Origin of the sequence: Terrabacter terrae, assembly GCF_039529575.1 — a bacterium.
GTDB lineage: Bacteria > Actinomycetota > Actinomycetes > Actinomycetales > Dermatophilaceae > Terrabacter > Terrabacter terrae.
The window spans coordinates 1,324,470-1,342,580 of the sequence record NZ_BAAANB010000021.1; the positions used below are offsets into that span (position 1 = coordinate 1,324,470).

The window sequence follows — 18,111 nt, forward strand, 5'->3', positions numbered from 1 at the left end:
GAGCCCCCGGTCCAGTCGGACCGGGGGCTCCTCGGCGAGTGGGCCGCAAGGAGGTCCTCAGGGCTTGAGGATCACCTTCTCGCAGCCGTCCTGCTTCTCCTTGAAGATCTCGTAGCCGTGCACGGCCTCCTCGAGCGGCAGGTGGTGCGTGATGATGCGCGTCGGGTCCAGGTCTCCTGACTCGATGCGCCGCAGCAGCGGCTCGAGGTAACGGTGCACGTGCGCCTGACCCGTGCGCAGCGTGATGGACCGGTTCATCCACGAGCCCACCGGGAACTTGTCGATGAAGCCGCCGTAGACGCCGACGACCGAGACGGTGCCGCCGCTGCGGCAGGCCACGATCGCCTGGCGCAGCGCGTGCGGCCGGTCGGTCTCGAGGCGCACGGCCTGCTTGGCGCGGTCGTACGCGTTGAGGTGGGTGGCGCCGTGCGTCGCCTCGAGCCCCACCGCGTCGATGCACTTGTCGGGTCCGCGCCCGGCGGTCAGGTCCATCAGGCGGTCCCGCACGTCGACCTCGTCGAAGTTGATCGTCGTGTGGCCGGCGGCGGCCGCCATCTCGAGGCGGTAGGGCTCGCGGTCGATGGCGATGACCTCGTGCGCGCCGAGCATGCGCGCGCTGTCCATGGCGAGCTGCCCGACCGGGCCGGCGCCCCACACCGCGACGACGTCCTTGGACTCGATCTCGCACATCTCGGCGCCCATGTAGCCGGTCGGCAGGATGTCGGTGAGGAAGAGCACCTGCTCGTCCGTCAGGTCGGACTCGATCTTGAGCGGTCCCACGTCGGCGAACGGGACGCGGACGTACTCGGCCTGCCCGCCGGCATAGCCTCCGGCGAGGTGCGAGTAGCCGAAGATTCCGGCGATCGGGTGGCCGTAGAGCTTCTCGGCGATGGCCGCGTTGGGGTTGCTGTTCTCACAGCAGGAGAAGAGCCCGGCCGCGCACGAGGCGCAGCCGCCGCAGGCGATCGGGAAGGGCACGACGACGCGGTCGCCGACCTTGAGGGTGTCGGGTGCGATGTCGGGGCCGACCTCGACGACCTCACCCATGAACTCGTGGCCGAGCACGTCGCCGTTCTCCATCGACGGGACGTAGCCGTCGACGAGGTGCAGGTCGGACCCGCAGATGGCCGTCGACGTGACGCGCACGATGGCGTCGCGCCCGCTGAGGATCGACGGTTCGGGGACGTCTCGGACCTCGACGGAGTTGCGACCCGTCCAGCACACCGCCCTCATGATGCGAGCACCTCCTCGCGCTCCTCGACGGAAAGGGGTTGCGCCGGCCGCTGTGGGAACTCCTCGCGCGCCCGCTTGCCGTAGGGCGCCCCGTCCGAACGGACGATGTCACCGGTCTCCATGACCTGCTTGAAGCGGCGCAGGTCGTCGTCGAGCTGCTGGTTCGGCTCCTCGCCGAAGTACGTCGCGGCCGCCTTGCCGATCGCGCCTGCGGGCAGGTCGTAGGCGATGAGCACGTGCACCTCGGTGCTCTCCCCGTCGGGGGCGGCGCCGAACCACACCTTGCCCTGGTTCGGCACGTGCGTCTTGCCGACGGACGACCAGGCGATCCGCTCGTTCGGCACGTCCTCGGTGATCTCCGCGTCCCACTCGACGCTCTGCCCGAACGGGGCCGACGCGGTCCAGTGCGACGTGCGCTCCCCGGTGACGGTGACCTTCTCCAGGTGCGCCATCACGCGGGCAAGGTTGGTGAAGTCGCGCCAGAAGCCGTAGACGCGCGCAGCATCCGCGCGGATGGTCGTGCTTGCCAGCAGTTCCATGCATCCTCCTTCGGGTGGTGGTTGGCGGCAGCGGTGCGCCGCCACTGCCGTGTCGCCTACCCAGCGGCAGCGCCCGTCAGTCGCCACCCTTCGTCGGCGGTTGACGCCCCGACCAGCGGGTAGAGGGGGCGTGACCCGGACAGGGAGAGACGAGGGAGGTTCCCATGTGGCTCGACCAGACGGTCGACCTGCTGCGAGACGGCTACGTGTTCACGGCGCGCGCCCGCCGCGAGCGCAGCTCCGCCGCGGCCGCGCAACGACCCAGGTATGCCGTCACCGTCCGCCTGCTCGGACGGCCGGCCACCGTGGTGGGCGGGGCCGACGGAGTCCGGCTGTTCTACGACTCGACCCGGATGCGCCGCGAGGGCGCCATGCCGCAGGCCATCGCCCGGCCGCTCTTCGGCCGGGGCGCCGTGCACGGCCTGGACGGGGAGGAACACCGGACCCGCAAGAGGATGTTCGTCGACGCGCTGATGGACCGGGAGCGGGTGGACGAGCTGCTCGAGCTGGCCGACGGCCTGATGGTGGAGGCACTGCAGGAGTGGCGCCGTCGGGGCGGCGGCGTCGTCTATCCGACAGCGACCGAGGTCTACGGGCGGGCCGTGATCCGCTGGGCGGGTATCGAGGTGCCGCCGGAGGTGGAGGCGCGCCGCGCCGACGACCTCGCCGTCATCGTCGACGGCTTCGCGACGCCGGTCATGCCGTACGTCGCGGCCTGGCGCCGGCGGGTGGTCTGCGACCGCTGGGCTGCCGCGCTGGTCCGCGAGACGAGGTCGGGCCGGCGCGCCGCGCCGGAGGGCTCGGTGCTCGCGCGCGTCGCGGCCCAGCGTGGGACGGACGGCGAGCTGCTCGACGTGCACACCGCGGGCGTCGAGCTGCTCAACGTGCTGCGCCCGACGGTGGCCGTGGCCCGCTTCGCCGCCTTCGGGGCCGTGGCGCTGGCCGAGGCCCCGGAGTGGCGCCGGCGCCTGGCCGACGAGGTGGCGGAGCGGGGGAGCGCCGTGGGTGGACCGCTCGCGACCGCCTTCGCCCACGAGGTGCGTCGGGTCTACCCGTTCGTCCCAGCCCTGGCAGCCGTCGCCACGAGGGACACCGAGTTCGAGCGGTGTCCCATCCCCGCCGGCCGCCGGGTGCTGCTCGACGTGATGGCCACCAACCACGACCCGCAGGAGTGGCCCGAGCCCAGCACCTTCGAGCCCGAGCGCTTCCTCGGGACCGGCGCGGAGTGGAGTGCCCCGTTCGTCCCGCAGGGAGGCGGACGCCCCGAGAGCGGCCACCGGTGTCCCGGGGAGCTCGTCGCAGTGGGACTCCTGGCGCTGACCTGCGCCCGCCTCGCGGAGCTGGACGGCCGGCTCGTCCGTGGTCAGGACCTCGGGTGGTCGTGGGGTCGCATCCCGGCCCTGCCGCGTTCGGGCGTCGTCATCGCGGTCGACGCGCAGCCGTCGGTCGGCTGACCTGCCGGTCGACCGACCGGGGGATCTGCTGGGGGCCCTTCTGGTCCAGCTGTCCGCGGAGCCGGCGGTTCTCGTCCTGCAGCTCGAGCAGCATACGGATGCCCGCCAGGTTGACCCCCTCGGCGATCAGGTCGGCGATGCGGCGCAGCCGCGTCAGGTCGTCGGCGCTGTAGCGTCGCGTCCCGCCGGACGTGCGGTCCGGCTTGAGCAGACCGCGCGACTCGTAGAGCCGCAGGCTCTGCACCTCCATGCCGACGAGCCCGGCGGCGACCGTGATGCCGTAGACCCCCTGGTCGGAGGGCGGCGCGGGCCTGCTGCTCATCGGTGGGTCCTTCCGTGGCTGCCCGAAGCTCCTCGGGCCGTTCCTCTTGCACCAGCTTGTCATCGGTGCTACAAGAAATCTATAGCGCATGCCACAGATCGCGGGGTGCGGTCGTGGCCACCAGGAGCATCCGTGAATGACATGGAGGTGACGACGATGCTGATGCGCACCGACCCTTTCCGTGACCCCTTCCGGGAGCTGGACCGAATGGCCCAGCTGGCGCTGGGAGCGACCGGCACCCTGGCCAGGCCTTCGGCCATGCCGCTGGACGCCTGGCGCGACGGGGACGAATTCCACGTCGAGCTGGACCTGCCCGGGGTCGACCCGGCGTCCATCGATCTCGACGTCGAGCGCAACGTCGTCACGGTGAGGGCCGAACGGCCGGCTCGCGCCAGCGACGCGGAGCTGATCGCGGCCGAGCGGCCGCGGGGCGTCTTCAGCCGGCAGCTCGTGCTCGGCGACAGCCTCGACACCGAGCAGATCCAGGCCACCTACGACGCCGGCGTGCTCTCGTTGTCGATCCCCGTCGCCGAGCGTGCGAAGTCCCGCAGGATCGAGATCGAGCACAAGCAGGACCGGCAGGCCATCACGGCCTGACCGGGGAGCAGCCGTGGTCAGGGCAGGACAGGACCCGGAGGGCCTTGTCGTCTCGGACGTCGACAGCGAGTTCCTCGCGCTCGTCTGCGCCGACCAGGAGCTGCTCGACGCCGAGTTCGAGGAGATCGTCGCGGGGCTCGGACCACCACCGGTCACGCCGTCGGCGGCCGGGAACCCGCACGGTGACCGCGCCGCCGGCGAGGCGCCCCCGAGGGGCTCGGGCCGGCGAGAGTCACCGACGCCGGGGGTGAGGCCGCAGGCGACCGGTCGGGAGCGGTCGCCTCCGCGACGACGAAGGCCGCCGTGGCGCCACGCCGTCCACTGACCGAAGAGGAGGTGCCCGTACAGGTCTCGTCACGAACAGTCCTCGCCTCGGCTCCTCGGGTGGGTTCGTGCCACCCGAGGAGCCCTCGCGTATGCCGTCGCCGGCCCTCGGACCCGCGAGCCACCCCCGGGTCAGGCGGCGGGAGCGGGGGTAAGCAGACGGTGGGACCGCTCCGGTCCGCACCGCGAGGTCTGAACCGACGAGGAGGACATCCGTGACCACCGACGAACGCAGTCCGCATGCCGCCCAGACGACCATCCGCACGGACCTCTTGGCATCACCCGCCGCGCGCGTGGTCGTGCGGCCCCTGGGCAATCCTCTGCCGCTGGGGTTCCTGGCCCTCATGGTCGCCACGACCGGGCTCGCGATGCTGCAGCTGCACGTGGTCGCTCCCGAGCAGGGTCGCGTCGTCGCGATCGGGGTGCTCGCCCTCACGGTGCCGCTCCAGCTCGTCGCCTGTGTGCTGGGGTTCCTGGCTCGGGACCCGGTGGCCGGCACCGGGATGGGCATCCTGGCCGGGACGTGGGCGGGTGTCGGCTTCGCGATGCTGACCTCACCGCCCGGCGCGACCTCGCCGGCCCTCGGAGTCTTCCTGTTGTGCTCGGCCGTTGCGATGTGCGTGCCCACCGTTGCAGCCACCGGGAAGCTCGCGGGGTTGCTCGTCATGGGCGTCAGCGCGCTGCGCTTCGCGGTGACGGGTGTAGGTCAGATGACCGGCTCGTCCGGCTGGCTGACCGCCGCCGGCTGGGTGGGCGTGGTCCTCGGCCTCATCGCGGCCTACGCGGGGCTGGCCTTCGAGGTGGAGGACGTCCGCCACCGCACGGTCCTGCCTGTCGGTCGACGCGGCGCGGGCGTCGACACGATGACGGGCGACCCCGAGGCCGAGCTGGCGTCGCTCGTGCACGAGGCCGGCGTCCGCAAACAGCTCTAGCCGCTGGGTCTCCCAACCTGCACGACCGAGCGCCCGCTCCCGGAGGAGGAGCGGGCGCTCGAGCGTTCCGGCGTCAGGCGCTGGCGGGAGTGAAGCGGTCCCAGACCCGGTGCAGTGTGAGCAGTTCGGTCACCTCACCGAGCAGGTCCGCCGGTGTGCTCGCGTCGGCCCCGGTGACCACTCCGGCGCCGGACTCCGGCACTCCGGCCGCGGTGAGGGCGTCGCGCCCGGTGTCGTCGAAGGCGCCGAGCGCCTTGCAGTGGCGCCACATCTCGGCCACCATCACCGCGATGCGGGGGTCGACTGGCGCCGCCCCCTGAGTCGGCTGCCCCGCCCGGGCGTCGAGTCCGGGCACGGCATCGGCGCCGGGCGCTGCGCCCAGGACCACGAGCGCGTCGAACTCGAAGGACCGAGCCGTCGCGTACGTGCGGGCGACGACCAGCTCGCCCACCGTGCCGCCGCTGGGGGCGATCACGAACGGCATGAGGCCGTATGCCGTGACGGCTGTGACGACGGCCGCCGCAGCCTCCGGGTCGGTGGAGTCGTCGACCACGATGCCCACCTTGCGACCGGTCGCGGGGTAGGGCGTGCCGACCTGCGACAGCGCGGGACTCGGCTCGACGTCCGCGACCTCGATCGTCGGAGAGGGGGCCGACATCCCCAGCGCGGCGGCCACGGAGACGCACAGGCCTTCGTCGATGTTGGCCAGGCACTGCAGCTGCCGCTCGCGGATGACCTGCTCGTAGCACTTGGCCAGCTCGAACGCGTACGCGCTCTTGATGTGGTCCTGCTCGACCGGGCTCATGGAGCGGTAGAAGAGCCGCGCCTGCGAGAAGTGGTCGTCGAACGAGCGGGCCTGGGCGCGCACCTTCGCGCTCTCCTGCACCACCGCCGGGACCTCGACGAAGGGCCGCTCGCTCGCCCCGGCGTGGAACGGGCAGCCACCGTCGAGGGAGTTCGGCTTGTAGGGAGCGACGCCGCTGGGCACGGCGTGCTGGTGGAAGCCGTCGCGGAGCATGTCGTTGACGGGCGCCTGCGGCCGGTTGATCGGGATCTGGTTGAAGTTGGGCCCGCCCAGGCGGGTCAACTGCGTGTCGACGTAGGAGAAGAGCCTCGCCTGCAGCAACGAGTCGTTGGTGACGTCGATACCCGGCACGAGGTTGCCCACGTGGAAGGCGACCTGCTCGGTCTCCGAGAAGAAGTTCGTCGGGTTGGCCGTCAGCGTCAGCAGGCCCACCGGCTGCACCGGCGCCAGCTCCTCGGGGACGAGCTTGGTCGGGTCGAGCAGGTCGATACCCTCGAACATCTGCTCGGGGGTGTCGGGGAAGGTCTGGATCCCGAGCTCCCACTGGGGGAGGTTGCCGGCCTCGATGGAGTCGGCGAGGTCGCGCCGGTGGAAGTCGGGATCTCCGCCGGCCGCCAGCTGCGCCTCCTCCCAGACCAGCGAGTGCACGCCGGCCTTGGGCTTCCAGTGGAACTTCACCAGCGTCGAGCCGCCCTCGGCGTCGACGAGCCGGAAGGTGTGGACGCCGAAGCCCTCCATCATCCGCAGCGAGGCCTGGATGCCGCGGTCGGACATGTTCCACATCGTGTGGTGCTGCGCCTCGGTGTGCAGCGAGACGAAGTCCCAGAAGGTGTCGTGCGCCGACTGCGCCTGGGGGATCTCGCGGTCCGGGTGCGGCTTCGCCGCGTGGACGACGTCGGGAAACTTGATGCCGTCCTGGATGAAGAAGACCGGCATGTTGTTGCCGACGAGGTCGAACGTGCCCTCGTCGGTGTAGAACTTCACCGCGAAGCCCCGGGTGTCACGCACGGTGTCGGCCGAACCGCGGGAGCCGAGCACCGTCGAGAACCGCACGAAGACCGGCGTCTCCACGCCGTCGGCGAGGAACCCGGCGACCGAGACCGACGAGGCCGTGCCGTAGCCGCGGAACACGCCGTGCGCCCCGGTGCCTCGGGCGTGGACCACACGCTCGGGGATGCGCTCGTGGTCGAAGTGCGTGATCTTCTCGCGCAGGTGGTGGTCCTGAAGCAGGGTCGGGCCGCGCTCGCCGGCCTTGAGCGAGTGGTCGGTGTCGCGCAGGCGCGCGCCCAGGCTCGTCGTGAGGTAGGCACCCGACTGGGCGCGGGCGGTGCTCGGGGCGCCGGTCGGCTTCCCGGTCGCGGTGACCGTCTCCGGCGCACCCTGGTCCGGCTGCGGAGGGTAGGGGTCGTGCGCTTCGGTCGGCTCGGTCAGGGACGGTGGCGTCCGCGGCTCTTCCACAGCGATCTCCTTCGGTGGGGTGCCGGACCTGTACCCGCCGGGAGGAGCCGCGAGACGACACACCGGGAACCTGGCCGGTGGACCGGCGCGGCGCGGCGACGTCCCTGTTCCTGGTCGCCGCCACCGCGTCAGAGCGCCCTCAGAGCGCCCTCAGAGGACCGTCAGGGCGATGCGTCAGAGGGCGTCGACGACCTGCGGGATGCCGGCCTCCTCGACGGGAGCCGTCGTGCCGATCTTCTCGCCGATGGCCAGGTGACCACCGAGGTACGCCGAGAGCCCGGACACCGCGAGGCCGGCCATCCCGAAGGCAACCCCCGCTCGGTGCCGCCGGGGTCGCAGGGCCCACGAGACGGCATACAGCCCGAGAGAGGCGCTGTTGAGGACGGCGTGCGTGGCAGCCACCCGCTTGGGACGCCTTCCCAGCGGGGCGTACTCGGCCAGCCCGGTCAGCGCGGCCCCCGGCGCCGAGAGCAGGCCGGCTCCCACGAGGCGGCGAGCCGCGCCCCGGGCGCCGAGCCCGCCGGCGAGGTCGAGAAGGGCAGCGGAGCTGAAGAAGCCGATGGGCAGGTCGGTCATCAGGGGGTGCGCGGCGTGGCCGAGGACCTCGCCGGTGACGATGCGGCGCCAGAGGCCGCGACCGCGCGCGACCTCGGCCGCGGGCTGCAGGCTCGCCGCCGGGGCGTCCAGGCTCTCGCGGCCCTCGACGAGGCGCTCGAGGAGTCGGGAGGCGGCGCTGGGCGGCGCGACGGACGTGGTGGGGTTCGGTTCCATGCCCCACAGGTACCCGGTCGCGCCGCCCTGATGCCGCCCACGGTCACACGGCGATCACTTGACGACGGCGTCGACGGCCTTCTTCATCGCGCTCGGCTGCTCGGGCCGGCGCGGGGCGCGCTTCTTCGCCTCGAGCAGCTCCTCTCCCAGCTCCTGGAGCTGCTTGCGGCCCAGGCCTTCACGGACCTTGGGGAACCACTCCTGCTCCTCCTCCTCCATGTGGTGCTCGACGTTCTCCATGAGCACCGTCACCTTGGCATCGAACCGCTCGTCCGTGGCGTCCATGGCGGCCAGCTCCATGCAGAGGACGTCGGCGACGTGGTGCTCCTCGTAGGACTCCAGCACGTCGTCCTCGAGGTCGGGCAGCAGGTCGCGGACCCGTGGGTACATGACCTCGTTCTCGATGTAGGTGTGGACGGTGAGCAGCTCGAGGATCGTGTCGACGATGCCCTGCTTCTGCACCGGCGTCTGGTCCTGCTTGCGGAAGGCACGGAACTGCTTGCGCACCTCCTGGTGGTCCTCCTTGAGCAGGACGATGGCGTCGTTCGACATGACACTCCTTCTCTCGATGTCTCAGAGCACGGCGTTGGCGACCGACCCCCGGTCGCCGGTCTGCTCGTACCCAGCGGCGCGGGCCCGGTCACCGAGCCGCTGGCCCGTTCGCTCCGGCGCCCCGTGGGTACGGGCGCAGTCCGGAGACGCACGAAGGGACCACCCATGAGCGAGACCATCCAGACCGACACGGACGGGGCCGAGGGGCCGACGTCTCCAGCGCCTCTCGCCGTGGTCACCGGCGCCTCCAGCGGGATCGGGCTGCAGCTGGCAGCCGAGCTCGCCCGTCGTGGCCACGACCTCGTGGTGTGCGCCGACGAGCCGGCGATCACCGACGCCGCCGACGCGCTGCGCGAGAGCGGGCGCGAGGTCGTGCCCGTGCGCGCCGACCTCGCCACGACCGCCGGCGTCGAGCAGCTGGTGACGAGTGTGGTGGCCCTGGGACGGCCGGTCGACGTGCTGGCCCTCAACGCCGGCGTCGGCGTGTCCGGGCCGTTCGTCGACACGCCGCTCGAGGACGACCTGCGGCTCGTGGAGCTCAACGTCACCTCCGTCGTGCACGCCGCCAAGTTCCTGCTGCCCGCGATGGTGCGGCGGGGCCGGGGTGCGGTGCTCGTGACGTCCTCGGTCGCTGCCACCATGCCGGGGCCGTGGTACGCCACGTATGCCGCCTCCAAGGCCTTCCTGCTCTCGTTCGCCGAGGCGATCCGCTACGAGCTCGACGGCACCGGGGTCACCGTGACCGCGCTCATGCCCGGTCCGACCGACACCGAGTTCTTCCAGCGAGCAGGGGCGCAGAGGACGGTTGTCGACGACATGCCCAAGGACGACCCGGCCGACGTGGCCCGTGACGGCGTCGACGCCCTCCTCCGGGGGGACGACCACGTGGTGGCCCACGCCTGGCGCAACAAGGTGCAGGCCGGCCTGCTCAAGGGCCTGCCCGAGACCGCCAAGGCCGCTGTCCACGCCAGACTCTCCAAGGTCAAGGGCACCGACCCCGACGACGGCGGGCAGCAGCGCGGGTGATCGCGCCGACGGGGACGGCCAAGCCGTCCCGAAGGGGTAGGTGAGGCCCGTGTCGGAGATGAACAGCGTGCGGCTGCAGCGCGCCGCCAAGGAGACGTTCGGCTGGGACGAGCTGCACGCGCACCAGCTCGAGGCGATGGAGCACGTGCTCGAGGGGCACGACGTCCTGGCCGTGCTACCCACGGGCGCAGGCAAGTCCGCCATCTACCAGGTACCGGCGCTGCTGCTCGACGGCCCCGCGCTCGTGGTGTCACCACTGCTCGCCCTGCAGAACGACCAGGTCGAGGCCCTCACGCAGGCCGGCGCGCCTCCGGCCGTTGTCGTCAACTCCACGCAGTCGGCGGCCGAGCGCACGCAGGCCTGGGATGCGGTCGAGGCAGGCGAAGCCCGCTACGTCTTCCTGGCGCCCGAGCAGCTCGCCCACGAGGAGGTCGTCGAGCGGCTGCGTTCCGCCGGCGTCGCTCTCTTCGTCATCGACGAAGCGCACTGCGTGTCGTCCTGGGGCCATGACTTCAGGCCCGACTACCTGCGTATGCGCCCTGTGCTCGAACGCCTGGGGCACCCTCCTGTGGTGGCACTCACTGCCACGGCGGCGCCGCCGGTGCGCGACGACATCGTGGCGCGGCTGGGCCTGCGTGACGTCAAGGAGACCGTGACCAGCTTCGACCGGCCCAACCTGCGGCTGGCCGTGGTGCGGTGCACCGACGCCGACGAGCGGCGCGAGGCCGTCGTGTCGCGCGCCACCGAGCTGGTCACCGCCCCGGGCTTCGAGGGCGGGGGCCTGGTCTACACCGCCAGCCGTGCCGAGAGCGAGCGGCTGGCGACCGAGCTGGGGGAGCGGGGAGTGTCGGCCATGGCGTACCACGCCGGGCTGCGCGCCGACCGGCGCGAGGAGGTGCACCGGGCCTTCCGTGACGGCGACGTGGACGTGGTGGTGGCGACGTCGGCCTTCGGCATGGGGATCGACAAGCCGGACATCCGCTTCGTGCTCCACGCGGCTGTGCCCGAGTCGCTCGACTCCTACTATCAGCAGATCGGGCGTGCCGGCCGCGACGGGGAACCGGCGGCGACCGAGCTCTTCCACCGCGGTGAGGACCTGCACCTGCAGACCTTCCTCACGGCGGTGCGGGCACCCGAGCAGGTGCTGCGGGACGTCTCGCGCGCCCTGCGCGACGCGGCCGGACCCGTCCGGCTGACCGAGCTCGCCCGGTCGCTCGACGCCTCACGGGCCAGCTGCACCCGCGCCGTCAACCTCCTCGAGCAGGTCGGGGCCGTGTCGGCCGCGGGACGCGGGCGCATCGTGCACCGTCGCGACGTCAGCACCCAGCAGGCGGTCGATGACGCCGTCGCGCTCTCCGAGGCCCACCAGGAGCTGATCCGCTCGCGCGTGGCCATGATGGGCGGCTACGCCGACACGACCGGCTGCCGCCGTCAGTTCCTGCTCGGCTACTTCGGAGAGCACCTCGCCGAGCCTTGCGGCAACTGCGACACGTGCGAGGCCGGCACCGCGGAAGCACGCCCCCGTCGCAGCGGTCGCTTCACCGTCCAGGCACCGGTCACCCACCAGGAGTGGGGGCCCGGCGTGGTCATGGCAGTCGAGGACGACCGCCTCACGGTGCTGTTCGAGGAGGTCGGCTACCGCACCCTCTCGGTGGAGGCCGTCGAGGACAACGACCTGCTCACGCTCGTGTCGTAGGAGCGGGGCCGGTGGTGACCCCGCTCCAGGGGCGTGCGTCGGAGGCGCCCGTCAGGGACGTCCGTCAGGGACGTCCCTCAAGGGACGCCCCTCAAGGGACGCCCGTCAGAGCTGGCGCCAGCTCGGGTCCGCGTCGTCGTGGCCGTGGGCGCTCATCAGCATGAGGCCACCGTCGACGGCGTAGGAGCAGCCCGTGACGTAGGTGGCTCGCGGGGAGGCGAGGAAGCCGATCACGGAGGCCACCTCGTTGACGTGGCCGGGACGGCCGAGCGGGTTGCCCGGTCGCGAGGTGTGCCAGGCGTCCTCCTCGTCCTGGCCGGTCATCTCGGTGGCGATCTCGCCGGGCGCGACCGCGTTGACGGTGATGCCGTGCTCGCCGAGCTCCAGGGCGAGCACCTTGGTCAGCATCCCGAGCCCGGCCTTGGCCGCGCAGTAGGCCGCCGAGCCGAGTCGCGGCACGTGCTCGTGGACGCTCGTGACGTTGATGATGCGACCGCCCCGTCCCTGGGCGACCATCCGACGCGCGGCGTGGCGGGCGGACAGGAACGGCCCGGTGAGATCGGTGGCGAGCACGTGGTTCCAGTCGGCGAGATCCAGCTCGAGGGCGGCGGTGGAGTGCCCGGTCCCCGCCACGTTGACGAGGACACCGATGCCGCCCAGCTGGTCGGCGAGGCGGTCGACGGTCTCCCCAGCGGACGAGGACGACGCCTCGAACCGCTCGACGGCACAGCGCTGCCCGCGCTCCTCGACGTCTGCGGCGGTTCGAGTGGCGCCCTCCTCGTCCTCGTGCACGGTCAGGCCGATGTCGAAGCCCTCGGCGGCCAGCAGCAGGGCGGTCGCGCGGCCGATGCCCGAGTCGGCTCCGGTCACGACGGCGATGCGGGGGAGCGTTCCGCTCATGGTCGATCTCCTTCGTCGGTGTCTGTGACCGGCCCCTACCCGTTCGCTCGCTCACCGATGCCGTATGCCGTGGCCCGTGGCCCGTGGCCCGTGGCCCGTGGCCCGTGGCCCGTATGCCGTGTGCCGTGTGGCGGCGCGGGTGCCAGCCGCCCGCGGTGCGGAGGGGTCGCCGCCGCCGGATCGGGTAATCGCCGTGCAGGAGCGAACCGGAGGTGGACATGAGGATCGTCGTGACGGGAGCGACGGGCAACATCGGCAGCGCCGTGCTGCGCGCACTCGACGGTCGGGGCCACGACGTCCACGGGGTCGCGCGTCGGCCGCCCGGGGGCTCGGGCGCCGTCACGTGGACCAGCCTCGACTTGTCGGAGGAGGGGTGCGCTCCGGAGCTGGAAGCCCTGGTGGGGTGGGCTGATGCGGTCGTCAACCTCGCCTGGGCCTTCCAGCCGATGCGCCGGCGAGGCTATCTGCATCGAGCGTCGGTCGGCATCGTGGAGCGCGTCGCCCACGCTGTGCTGGGCACGCCGCACACGCGCCTGGTCCACCTGTCGTCGGTGGCGGTCTACTCCCCTCGGCGGTCGCCCAGCTTCGTCCGTGAGGACTGGGCACGTGAGGGCATCCCGGGAGCGACCTACAGCCAGCTGAAGGTCCGGGCGGAGCGTGCCCTGACCGACGCGGCGGTGACGGCAGGCGCCCGCGACCGGGTGGCCGTCGTGCGGCCCGCCCTCGTGGGGCAGCGGGCGGCGGGCGGGATGATGCTGCGGTGCGGCGCCCCCGCGGTCTTGCCGGCGTGGGCCCTGCGCGGTGTGCCGGTGGTCCCGGTAGACGAGCGCTTCGGCATCCAGATGATCCACGCCGGCGACGTAGCCGACGTCGTGGTGCGCATCCTCGAGCAGGAGGCAGCCGGCGCCTTCAACGTCGCCTCCGATCCGGTGCTGTCGTCCTGGGACATCGCAGCCGCGTTGAGGGCCAGACCCGTCCGCGTCCGCCAGGAGGTCGTGCGCGCCGCCGCGGCTGTCGCCTGGCGAGGGCACCTGAGCCCGCTCGACCCCGGATGGGTCGACATGGCCCTACAGGCGCCGTGGGTCGACAGCAGCCGGGCACGCGACCTCCTCGGGTGGCGTCCTCGGTCCGGGGCAGACCAGGTGCTGGCGGAGGTCGTCAGGGGGATGACGGAGGGGGCGGGCGAGGGCAGCACCACCGCCCTGCGGTCGCGGCACGTCCTGGACGGCCTGCGCCGGGCGGTGGCGCAGGGGAGTGTGGCGCGTCGCCGGTTCACCTGAACGGCAATGGTCCCCAGCCTCGATCACCTTGCTCGAACTCGTGTTTCGCGCGCGGCCCGCCCGGGAACGTGGGCGGCGTGACGACAGCCGACCTGCGCCCCGGACGCATCGACGCGACCGTCGTGGTCCCCCTCAAGTGGTCCGGTGGCGCCGGAGAGAGCTACCGGGTGGAGGAGATGGGCCGCTACCTCGACGGGCTGCGGCACGCGGTCGAGGAGATCGTCGTGGTCGACGGGAGCGCGGCAGCCGTACGCCAGGAGCACGAGGAGGCCTGGGGCACCTTCGCCCGACTCCTGGAACCGGACGACGCCGTGATCGCCGCGGGAGACGGCACGGTCTCCGGACCGGCCGCGGGTGGCGGCGCGGACCGGTGGCTCAACGGCAAGGTCGTCGGCGCCCTGACCGGCATCCACGCGGCGCGCAACGAGTGCATCGTTCTGGCAGACGACGACGTCCGGCACACGCCCAGCTCCATCACTCGGCTCGTCGACACGCTGCGGGAGGCCGACCTCGTCAGACCGGTGAACGTCTTCGACGCCTGGCCGTGGCACGCCCGGTGGGACTGCGCGCGGACGTTGCTCAACATCGCGCTGGCGTCCGACTGGCCGGGGACCTTCGCGCTTCGGCGCTCGACCGTCCTGGAGGTGGGCGGCTGGAGCGCCGACGTCCTCTTCGAGAACCTCGAGCTGTGGCGCACCGTCGAGGCAGCCGGAGGCCGGGCGGTCTCGCGCGCCGACGTGACGGTGTGGCGAAAGCCCCCGAGCGCCAGGCAGTTCTGGTCCCAGCGGGTCCGTCAGGCCTATGACGACCTGGCGCAGCCGGAGCGACTCCTGGTCGAGCTCGCCATCCTGCCCACGCTGCTCCTGGCAGCCAGGCGGGGTCCACGCCCTGTGGGCGTTCTGGCGACGGCGGCGGTGCTTCTGGCCGCGCACGGTCGTCGCCGCATCGGGCCGCAGCACGTGCCGCCCTCGGTGCCCCTCTGGGCCCCGGTCTGGGTGCTCGAGCGGGGTGTCTGCATCTGGCTCGCCCTGGGCCATCGGGCGGGCGGGGGAGTGCCCTACCACGGGCGACGACTGCGCATCGCCGCCCACTCGGCCCGCGAGCTGAGGCGGCGGCTGGCCAGGAGGTGAGCGCCAGGCCGCGCCCGGTCGCCACACGGGCGCAACGGTGGACAGAACCAAGCCACGTACCCGTTCCGAAGCACTTTTTCCCATTGTCAGGAAACTGCTTGCGCTCGCGTCCCGGTGGGTACCCGAGATGCAGCAACACGAGCTCGACCGGGCAGCTCGAGCAAGGGGCAGCGCCCGGACTAGCCACCATGGAAGGAACCAAGACCCATGACCGAACGACCGTATGAGACGACCGTGCCGGACGACCTGACGGTCGGCACGACCTCGCCCACAGCCGCCTCCGGCGACTACACCGCGGGTTCGACGTCCCAGTCCCAGGGGACGGCCGGCGGCAAGGTTTCCGGCGTGGCCGGCCAGGCCACGTCCGAGGCGAAGTCGGTGGCCTCCGACGCGAAGGACAGCGGGCAGCAGGTTGCCCAGACGGCCGCCTCCGGCGCCAAGGACGTCGCGGCCGAGGCCTCGAACCAGGTCCGCCAGCTCTACACGCAGCTGCGCGCCGAGTTCGACGACCAGGCCTCCTCGCAGGGGCAGCGCGCCGCCCAGGGCGTGCGCTCGCTCGCCGACGAGCTGCGCCAGATGGGGTCCAGCTCCGAGCAGCAGGGCATCGCGGGACAGGCCGTCAACCAGGTGGCCGACCGCGCGCACTCGGTGGCCGACTGGATCGAGAACCGGCAGCCGGGCGAGATGCTCGAGGAGCTGCGCTCGCTCGCGAGGCGCCGGCCCGGTGCATTCCTGCTCGGTGCGGCCGTGCTTGGTGTCGTCGGCGGGCGTCTGACCCGCGGACTCACCAGCGACGGCAGCTCCAGCAGCAACGGCAGCGCCCAGACCGGCGCCGCCTACACGGGCACCGCCGGCTACTCCAGCACCGGCGGGGCGGGTGGCACCTACGGCACCATGGCGACCGAGACCTCCGCAGCGGGCGCCATCCCGCCGTCGGAGTCGCCGGTCCGGAGCGAGCCGTACACGGTGGGAGTCCGCGACAGCGACACGCACGCCGTCACCTCGATGACCGGTGGCGTGACGGCAGACCCGCTCGATGACCCGATCGACCCGATCGACCCGATCGACGAGGCCTTCCCCGAAGGCCGGGGCGGGGTGCGCTGATGAGCACCTGGCCGCAGGGCGGAACCGGACCGGAACCCGTTGGAGGCATGGGAAACCCGGCCACGTCGGGTGTCGCTCCCGCCACCGACCCGTATGCCGACGCCTACGCCGCGGGAGACCCCTCCGTCTCCTCGCAGCAGGCCGGCTTCCCGCAGGCCGGCTACGCGCAGGCCGACGGCGGCGCGCATGTCGTGGGCGACACGGCATACGGCGCCTCCACGACCGGCGCGACGACCGGCTACGAGAGCTCGCACGAGAAGGCGCAGCACGCCTCCCTCGGCGACCTCGTGGGCGACATCAGCCGCGACTTCAGCACGCTGATCCGCCAAGAGGTGGAGCTGGCCAAGGCCGAGGCGAAGCAGTCCGCGACCCGTGCCAGCAAGGCCGGCGGGATGTTCGGCGGAGCCGCACTCGCCGGCTGGATGACGCTGCTCTTCCTGTCGATCGCGGTGTGGGAGTTCCTCTCCAGCGCGCTGGACAGCCGGGGCTGGGCAGCCGTGATCGTGATGGTGGTCTGGGCCATCGTCGCGGCCGTGCTCGCCGCGCGAGGACGACGACTCACCAAGGAGATTCAGGGACTGCCGCGCACCACGGAGACCGTCAAGAAGGTCCCTGACGCGCTGAAGGGAAACGAGGAGATTCGATGACTGCGAACTACCCCACGACGACCAGCACGAACGACCCGGAGGCGATCCGCGCCGACATCGAGCGGACGCGCGAGGAGCTCAGCCGGGACGTCAACGCCCTCGGCGAGTCGGTCAGCCCGAGCCAGGTGGCCCACCGGCAGGCGCAGAAGGTCAAGGGCCGCTTCTCCGCGGCACGTGACCGCGTCATGGGTTCGGCCTCCGATGCCGGTGGCAAGACCTCCGACCTCGCGCACGGCGCCGCGGGCACGACGAGCGACATGGCGCACAGCGTCGGGGACAAGACCTCCGACGTCGCCCACACCGTGAGCGGCGCTGCGTCACAGGCCGGCCAGACCGTGCAGGCCAAGGCCAAGGGCAACCCTCTGGCCGCAGGCCTGATCGCCCTGGGCGCCGGCTGGATCATCGGGTCGCTGCTGCCCGCCTCCGAGAAGGAGCGCCAGCTCGCGCAGACCGCCAAGGAGAAGGCCCAGCCGGTTGTCGAGCAGGCCCAGGGCGTCGTGAAGGACGTCGCCGGCGAGACGGCCGACCACCTCAAGCAGCCCGCGCAGGACGCGGTCCAGAGCGTCAAGGAGACGGCCCAGTCCGCCGCCCAGGACGTCAAGCAGGAGGGCCAGCAGGCGGCCAGCGACGTGCGCGACAGCGCCACCGACTCGGCGCAGACCGTCAAGGAGCAGGCACAGGGCTGACCCGCCACCTCGGCGAGCCAGCACCAGCGAAGGGTCGGGCGACGACGTTGCCCGGCCCTTCGCCGCACCGGCCCAGCCGGCGCACACCCCACACAGGAAGGCACTCACATGGACGGTTCCACCTCGACAGGGCACACCGGAGCCACGACACGCACTGCGGTGCAGAAGGCCGCGATGGCCGTCGGCATCGTGTTCCTTGTCGTCGGCATCGCCGGCTTCATCCCCGGGATCACCTCGAACTACAGCGACCTCAGCTTCGCCGGGCACCACTCGAACGCCAAGCTGCTCGGCATCTTCGAGGTCTCGATCCTGCACAACATCGTGCACCTGCTCTTCGGCATCGCGGGCGTCGCCGCGGCTCGCACGTGGAGCGCGGCGCGCGGCTACCTCATCGGCGGCGGCGCGATCTACCTCGTGCTGTGGCTCTACGGGCTCGTCATCGACAAGGAGTCGGCAGCGAACTTCGTCCCGGTCAACTCGGCCGACGACTGGCTGCACTTCCTCCTCGGTGTCGGCATGATCGCCCTGGGGGCGCTGCTCGGTCGTCGCCACGTCGATGGTGTGACGGGGCACGACGCCACCGTCGCGCGCAGCGGCCGGGGGACCGGCACGCACTGACCATCGGCTGCCGCGTCCCGGCGAGGGGCGGCAGCAG

General features: G+C 72.2%; 19 protein-coding genes. 12 read left to right on the forward strand and 7 right to left on the reverse strand.

Annotation, left to right across the window (positions count from 1 at the left end; translation table 11 throughout):
- Nucleotides 1-57 precede the first annotated feature (57 nt).
- On the reverse strand, nt 58-1,233 hold the full coding sequence (locus ABD194_RS16385) for a zinc-dependent alcohol dehydrogenase (protein WP_343993278.1): 1,176 nt from the start codon (nt 1,231-1,233) through the stop codon (nt 58-60).
- The gene (locus ABD194_RS16390; RefSeq protein ID WP_343993281.1) at nt 1,230-1,772 is read right to left on the reverse strand and encodes an SRPBCC family protein; all 543 of its coding nucleotides are present in this window, start codon (nt 1,770-1,772) and stop codon (nt 1,230-1,232) included. Before ABD194_RS16390 ends, ABD194_RS16385 begins: the two co-directional genes overlap by 4 nt.
- A gap of 164 nt (nt 1,773-1,936) precedes the next feature.
- Between ABD194_RS16390 and ABD194_RS16395 the strand changes: the two genes are divergently transcribed.
- A complete protein-coding gene (locus ABD194_RS16395) occupies nt 1,937-3,226 on the forward strand; it encodes a cytochrome P450 (protein WP_343993283.1) in 1,290 nt (429 codons plus the stop codon).
- Here ABD194_RS16395 and ABD194_RS16400 read toward each other — a convergent pair.
- Nucleotides 3,192-3,548, reverse strand: coding sequence for a MerR family transcriptional regulator (locus tag ABD194_RS16400; RefSeq protein WP_343993285.1), 357 nt, complete (start codon nt 3,546-3,548; stop codon nt 3,192-3,194). The two genes, ABD194_RS16395 and ABD194_RS16400, sit on opposite strands and share 35 nt — an antisense overlap.
- A gap of 156 nt (nt 3,549-3,704) precedes the next feature.
- Here ABD194_RS16400 and ABD194_RS16405 point away from each other — a divergent pair, with 156 nt between their 5' ends.
- From ABD194_RS16405 to ABD194_RS16415, 3 genes are all read left to right on the forward strand, one after another.
- Nucleotides 3,705-4,145 (forward strand): Hsp20/alpha crystallin family protein, encoded by a 441-nt coding sequence (locus ABD194_RS16405; protein WP_343994187.1) that lies wholly within the window; start codon nt 3,705-3,707, stop codon nt 4,143-4,145.
- Between the two features lie 13 nt (nt 4,146-4,158).
- Complete coding sequence (locus tag ABD194_RS16410; RefSeq protein WP_343993287.1) at nt 4,159-4,470, forward strand: hypothetical protein; 312 nt, start codon at nt 4,159-4,161, stop codon at nt 4,468-4,470.
- A gap of 214 nt (nt 4,471-4,684) precedes the next feature.
- Nucleotides 4,685-5,401: a GPR1/FUN34/YaaH family transporter gene (locus ABD194_RS16415; protein WP_343993289.1), complete on the forward strand. Its 717-nt coding sequence runs from the start codon at nt 4,685-4,687 to the stop codon at nt 5,399-5,401.
- Between the two features lie 73 nt (nt 5,402-5,474).
- Here the strand turns inward: ABD194_RS16415 and ABD194_RS16420 are convergent, their stop codons facing one another.
- From ABD194_RS16420 to ABD194_RS16430, 3 genes are all read right to left on the reverse strand, one after another.
- The gene (locus ABD194_RS16420; protein WP_343993291.1) at nt 5,475-7,664 is read right to left on the reverse strand and encodes a catalase; all 2,190 of its coding nucleotides are present in this window, start codon (nt 7,662-7,664) and stop codon (nt 5,475-5,477) included.
- 174 nt (nt 7,665-7,838) lie between these two features.
- Nucleotides 7,839-8,435 carry a DUF2231 domain-containing protein gene (locus ABD194_RS16425; protein ID WP_343993293.1) on the reverse strand — a complete coding sequence of 199 codons (597 nt, stop codon included), beginning with the start codon at nt 8,433-8,435 and terminating at the stop codon, nt 7,839-7,841.
- A 54-nt stretch (nt 8,436-8,489) separates the two neighbouring features.
- A complete protein-coding gene (locus ABD194_RS16430; RefSeq protein WP_343993295.1) occupies nt 8,490-8,987 on the reverse strand; it encodes a hemerythrin domain-containing protein in 498 nt (165 codons plus the stop codon).
- A 165-nt stretch (nt 8,988-9,152) separates the two neighbouring features.
- Here ABD194_RS16430 and ABD194_RS16435 point away from each other — a divergent pair, with 165 nt between their 5' ends.
- Nucleotides 9,153-10,013, forward strand: a complete 861-nt coding sequence (locus ABD194_RS16435; RefSeq protein WP_343993297.1) for an SDR family NAD(P)-dependent oxidoreductase — start codon at nt 9,153-9,155, stop codon at nt 10,011-10,013.
- Nucleotides 10,014-10,071: 58 nt separating this feature from the next.
- On the forward strand, nt 10,072-11,709 hold the full coding sequence (locus tag ABD194_RS16440) for a RecQ family ATP-dependent DNA helicase (protein ID WP_343994189.1): 1,638 nt from the start codon (nt 10,072-10,074) through the stop codon (nt 11,707-11,709).
- 105 nt (nt 11,710-11,814) lie between these two features.
- Here the strand turns inward: ABD194_RS16440 and ABD194_RS16445 are convergent, their stop codons facing one another.
- Nucleotides 11,815-12,609 (reverse strand): SDR family oxidoreductase, encoded by a 795-nt coding sequence (locus ABD194_RS16445; protein ID WP_343993299.1) that lies wholly within the window; start codon nt 12,607-12,609, stop codon nt 11,815-11,817.
- 218 nt (nt 12,610-12,827) lie between these two features.
- On the opposite strand from ABD194_RS16445, the gene ABD194_RS16450 reads away from it, so the two are divergent.
- The 6 genes from ABD194_RS16450 to ABD194_RS16475 all read left to right on the forward strand — a co-directional run bounded on the left by ABD194_RS16450 (nt 12,828) and on the right by ABD194_RS16475 (nt 18,074).
- The gene (locus ABD194_RS16450; protein ID WP_343993301.1) at nt 12,828-13,889 is read left to right on the forward strand and encodes an NAD-dependent epimerase/dehydratase family protein; all 1,062 of its coding nucleotides are present in this window, start codon (nt 12,828-12,830) and stop codon (nt 13,887-13,889) included.
- Nucleotides 13,890-13,966: 77 nt separating this feature from the next.
- A complete protein-coding gene (locus tag ABD194_RS16455) occupies nt 13,967-15,019 on the forward strand; it encodes a glycosyltransferase family 2 protein (protein WP_343993303.1) in 1,053 nt (350 codons plus the stop codon).
- 207 nt (nt 15,020-15,226) lie between these two features.
- The gene (locus ABD194_RS16460) at nt 15,227-16,123 is read left to right on the forward strand and encodes a hypothetical protein (protein WP_343993305.1); all 897 of its coding nucleotides are present in this window, start codon (nt 15,227-15,229) and stop codon (nt 16,121-16,123) included.
- Nucleotides 16,124-16,170: 47 nt separating this feature from the next.
- The gene (locus ABD194_RS16465; protein WP_425579997.1) at nt 16,171-16,770 is read left to right on the forward strand and encodes a phage holin family protein; all 600 of its coding nucleotides are present in this window, start codon (nt 16,171-16,173) and stop codon (nt 16,768-16,770) included.
- Nucleotides 16,767-17,456 carry a DUF3618 domain-containing protein gene (locus tag ABD194_RS16470; protein WP_343993307.1) on the forward strand — a complete coding sequence of 230 codons (690 nt, stop codon included), beginning with the start codon at nt 16,767-16,769 and terminating at the stop codon, nt 17,454-17,456. Before ABD194_RS16465 ends, ABD194_RS16470 begins: the two co-directional genes overlap by 4 nt.
- Before the next feature lie 108 nt (nt 17,457-17,564).
- Nucleotides 17,565-18,074, forward strand: coding sequence for a DUF4383 domain-containing protein (locus tag ABD194_RS16475; RefSeq protein WP_343993309.1), 510 nt, complete (start codon nt 17,565-17,567; stop codon nt 18,072-18,074).
- The last annotated feature ends 37 nt before the right edge of the window (nt 18,075-18,111 follow it).